Annotated in this window: 5 protein-coding genes; 3 read left to right on the forward strand and 2 right to left on the reverse strand. The window is 71.1% G+C overall.

The annotated features are described in order from the left end of the window. The coding region (locus Q0066_RS06050; protein WP_298131078.1) for a DUF937 domain-containing protein at positions 1-520 on the reverse strand (520 nt) is incomplete at its 3' end. Positions 521-611: 91 nt separating this feature from the next. Between Q0066_RS06050 and Q0066_RS06055 the strand changes: the two genes are divergently transcribed. From Q0066_RS06055 to Q0066_RS06065, 3 genes are all read left to right on the forward strand, one after another. Continuing rightward, positions 612-1,382 carry a biotin--[acetyl-CoA-carboxylase] ligase gene (locus Q0066_RS06055; protein ID WP_298131080.1) on the forward strand — a complete coding sequence of 257 codons (771 nt, stop codon included), beginning with the start codon at positions 612-614 and terminating at the stop codon, positions 1,380-1,382. Between the two features lie 220 nt (positions 1,383-1,602). Further along, the gene (locus Q0066_RS06060; RefSeq protein ID WP_298131082.1) at positions 1,603-2,565 is read left to right on the forward strand and encodes a DUF808 domain-containing protein; all 963 of its coding nucleotides are present in this window, start codon (positions 1,603-1,605) and stop codon (positions 2,563-2,565) included. Between the two features lie 10 nt (positions 2,566-2,575). Further along, positions 2,576-3,112, forward strand: a complete 537-nt coding sequence (locus Q0066_RS06065) for a DinB family protein (RefSeq protein ID WP_298131084.1) — start codon at positions 2,576-2,578, stop codon at positions 3,110-3,112. Here the strand turns inward: Q0066_RS06065 and Q0066_RS06070 are convergent. After that, on the reverse strand, positions 3,030-4,307 hold the full coding sequence (locus tag Q0066_RS06070; protein WP_298131086.1) for an MFS transporter: 1,278 nt from the start codon (positions 4,305-4,307) through the stop codon (positions 3,030-3,032). The two genes, Q0066_RS06065 and Q0066_RS06070, sit on opposite strands and share 83 nt — an antisense overlap. Positions 4,308-4,450: the final 143 nt, after the last annotated feature.

A 4,450-nucleotide genomic window follows, 5' to 3' on the forward strand; every position in this document is an offset into this window, starting at 1 on the left:
CGCCGAACCCGCCGCCCATCGATCCGGCACCGCCGCCGAGCATGCCGCCCAGGATCGGGCCGAGCATGCCGCCCAGGCCGCCGGCGTCCGGCTGCTGTTGCTGCTGGACCGGTCCGCCCATGCCCAGCTTCTTGGCGATGTACGACATCACGATCGGTGCGAGGATCGGCAGCAACTTGGCCAGCAGATCGCCTCCCACTCCACCCCCGCCCGCCTGCAGCGCCTGCCGCGAGTCGGGCGAGTTGGCGAACATGTGCTGCACGATCGCCTGGCCGTCGTCGGTGTCCACCGCGTCCAGGTCGATGCCGCCGGCGAAGAACTGCGGATCGCTGTGCTGACCGAGCGCCTGGGCCAGGCTCTGCGCCCCCTCGTCGTCCGCGGTGACGTTGGTCTGCAGTCCGCCGAAGAGGGTGGGGAGCGCGGTCCGCACCGCCTCCTCGGCGGTGGCCGGGTCGGTGCCCAACTCCTGGGCCAGCCGGTCCAGCGGCAGATCGGCGATGATTTCGTCGGCGGCGGACATCTGGAACCCCTTGTCTGGCGGTCGTCGACGACCGTCCGTTCCATTGTGGCGAGCGTCCGCCGCGATCGTCCAGGCAATACGCTCACTGTCCATGACTTCGCCAGCCCTGGTGGACGCCGCCGCACTGACCGCGCAGCTGACCGGACCCGGACGCCTCTTCGCCGCGATCGACGCCGTTCCGACAACCGGTTCGACCAATGCCGATCTGGCGGCCGCGGCGCGCGGCGGCGCGGCGTCCGGCACGGTGCTGGTCGCCGATCACCAGAGCGCCGGACGCGGCCGGTTCGCGCGGCGCTGGGAGGCCCCGCCGGGGTCGTCGGTGGCGATCTCGATGCTGCTGCGGCCCGCGGGGGTGCCGTTCGAGCGCTGGCTGTGGCTGCCGCTGGTCGCCGGCATCGCGGTCGCGGACGCCCTGGCCGCCCTCGGCGTCCGGCCGCAGGTGAAGTGGCCCAACGACGTCCTGATCGACGGCCGCAAGCTGTGCGGCATCCTGTCCGAACGGGTGGATGACGCCGCTGTCATCGGGATCGGCATCAACACCACGCTGGACGCCGATCGGCTGCCGGTGCCGACCGCGACCTCGCTGCGGCTGGAGGGCTGCGCCGCGCCCGCGACCGCGGTGGTGGCCGAGGTCCTGGCCGCCTTCGAGCCGGCCTACCGGCGTTGGGCGTCCGGGGCCGATCTGCGGCGGTGGTACGGCGAGCATTGTGCGACCGTGGGCCGGGACGTCCGGGTGCTGGAATCGGCGACCCGCGCGATCGAGGGCACCGCGACGGGCGTGGACGCCCAGGGCCGGCTGCTGGTCAGCACCCCCGTCGGTGAACGCGCCTTCGCCGCCGGCGACGTCCTGCATCTGCGCTGATCGGGCCCTGGCTTTCGCTGGTCGAGCCTGTCGAGACCCTGGGTTGCCGGCGCTCGAGGGGTTTTCGACCAGTTCAACCGTCGGTGGTTGCGACGGGTCGAGCGAATCCCAGCCGGGAGGACAGGGCGGGGAAGGCGGCTCGGGGTGCTCCGGGTCGTCCGGTACCCGACGGCGTTAGGCTGAGCCGTTCGATCTGGACCCGACCTGAGGTGGTGACCGGGTGAGCGGAGGATTCTTCGCCCTGCTGGACGACATCGTCGCGATGGCGAAGCTCGCCGCGGCGTCGATGGACGATGTGGCCGCCGCCGCGGGGAAGGCCAGCGCGAAAGCCGCCGGTGTGGTGATCGACGACACCGCCGTGACCCCGCGCTATGTGCACGGATTCAGCCCCGAACGGGAGCTTCCGGTGATCAAGAAGATCGCCGTCGGCTCACTGCGCAACAAACTGCTGATCATCCTGCCCGCCGCGCTGCTGCTCAGTCAGTTCCTGCCCTGGCTGCTGACCCCGATCCTGATGTGCGGCGGCACCTATCTGTGTTACGAGGGTGCCGAGAAACTCTGGGAGAAGTTCGGCGGACACGGCCACCACGAGCCGGCCACGGTGATCGGCGGCCCCGACGAGAAGGCGATGGTCGCCGGCGCGATCCGCACCGATCTGATTCTGTCCGCCGAGATCATGGTGATCGCACTCAACGAGGTGGCGTCCGAGCCGCTGCTGTCCCGCGCGGTCACCCTGATCGTGGTGGCGCTGGCGATGACCGTGCTGGTCTACGGGGTGGTCGCGGTGATCGTCAAGATGGACGACATCGGCCTGCACCTGGCCACCGAGCGGTCCGGCGGAGTCGCCGCGCTGGGTCGCGGCCTGGTGGCTGCGATGCCGAAGGTGCTGGCCACCCTGTCGAACGTCGGCATCGTCGCGATGCTGTGGGTCGGTGGTCACATCCTGCTGGTCGGCATCGACGAACTGGGCTGGCATCCGCCCTACGGGCTGGTGCACCACGCCGAGGAGGCGATCCTGCATGCCGTCCCGGGCTTCTTCGGCGAGGCGCTGGCCTGGCTCACCAACACCGCGGCGTCGGCGGTCTTCGGTGTCGTGGCGGGCGCGATCGTGCTGGTCGTCGTCCAGCTGATCGGACGGCTGCGAGGCCCGCGCGCCAAGGCGCCGGCGCACGACACGGAGTAGCGTCGCAGGCATGGAGACCGTACGCACCGTCGACCTGTTGCTGGACGCCTTCGGCCGAATCCCGCCGCTGTTAGCGGACGCGGTGCGCGGGCTGGACCGCGCCGCGCTGCTGTGGCGTCCGGAGGTCGGCGGGCGGCGGGGCAACTCGATCGGCTGGATCGCCTGGCATCTGGCCCGGCAGGAGGACACCCAGATCGCCGCCCTCGTCGGCGGCGAGGAGGTGTGGCGGGCCGGCGGCTGGCATGCCCGCTCCGGGGTTCCCTACGACGAGGCCGCGATGGGCTATGGAATGACCGCCGACGAGGTGGGGCGCTTCGATGTGACGGGCGCCGAGGTGTTGATCGACTACTACGACGCGGTGCACGCCCGGACCGTCGAGGTGATCGCCCGAATGTCCGACGCCGAGCTGGCGCGCATCGTCGATCGTTCCTGGGATCCGCCGGTGACCGCCGCCGTCCGACTGGTCAGCGTTGTAGACGACGCGGCGCAACACGTGGGCCAGGCCGCCTACCTGCGAGGACTGCTCGGCGCGCCTGCGGCGGGCTGACCGCGCGCTGCAGCGCACCCCGTCCGCCGAACGCGATCAGAGCGGCCAGCGCACCGAAGACGGCCACCGTGCCGAGCCCGCCGGAATAGCCGGCGTGGTCGATCGCCTGCCCGGACGCGCTGGAGCCGATCGCGACGCCGATCCCGATGCCGGTACCCATCCAGGACAGGCCCTCGGTGAGCCGGTCGCGGGCGACCAGGCCGCCGATCAGGGTGTTCGCGTTGATCAGGGTCGGCGCGACCGTGACGCCGACCAGCAGGCCGCCCACACACAGCAGCAGCACCGAATGCGCGCCGACCAGCGCCACGCAGGCGGCACACATCGCCGCCACCCCGATCAGGAAGCGTTTGATCACCGGCGAGGCCCAGCGCCGCGCCCCGTAGTAGAACCCCGCCAGGCCGGAGGCCAGCGAGAACACCGCCAGCACCAGGCCGGCTGCCTCGCGCACCTCCCACTCGGTGGTCGCGGCGACGACCGACACGTCGATCGACCCGAACACGCACCCGATCAGCAGGTTCACCGCCACCACCGCGGCCACGCCGGGCACCAGCAGCACGAACTGCTGGCGGACGCGCGGCGCGTCAGGATGCCGGGGTTGTGACGAGACCGGAGGCTCGGTGGCGCGCTGGCCGTACAACAGGTGCGCGCCGGCCAGCGACAGCACCACCGGCGCGATCAGTCCGGCCGCCGGGTGGACGCCGGTGGACAGCGCCGTCGCCAGTACCGGGCCGACCACGAAGGTGACCTCGTCGAGTGTCGACTCGAGTGAGAAGGCGGTGTGCAGTTTGTCGGGGTCATCGACGAGATGGGTCCAGCGGGCCCGGACCAGAGCCCCGGGCGCACCGCCGGTGGCGCCTGAGAGGACCGCCGGCGCGAACAGCGTCCAGGCCGGTAGCTGCAGCATCGCGAAGATCACCAGCAGGCTGAGCATGACGGCGGACACGATGGCTGCCGGGTACATCACCCGGCGTTGCCCGTAGCGGTCCACCAGATTCGACAGCGCCGCGGTGCCCAGCGCCCACGCCACCGCATTGGACGCGGCCAGCGCACCGGCCAGACCGTAGCTGCCGTAGAGCGCGGACACCATCAGCACCAGACCGATGCCCATCATGGCGCCGCCGGAGCGAGCCAGCAGGCCGGCCGCGCTGAACTGCCAAGCACCCGGAAGGGTCAAGATCTCCCGGTAGGCGCGCATCAGACCATTCTCGCGCAGACGACTCGGAACTCCGAAATCCGCGGCCGGCGAAATCGGAGCAGAGATCCCGGCGTCCGCCGGGATGACGAACGTCCGCCGTGGAACGGGGGGACGGTTCTTTTCGTTCCACTTCTGCCGGTCAG

Source organism: Micropruina sp., assembly GCF_027492755.1.
Classification (GTDB): Bacteria; Actinomycetota; Actinomycetes; order Propionibacteriales; family Propionibacteriaceae; genus Micropruina.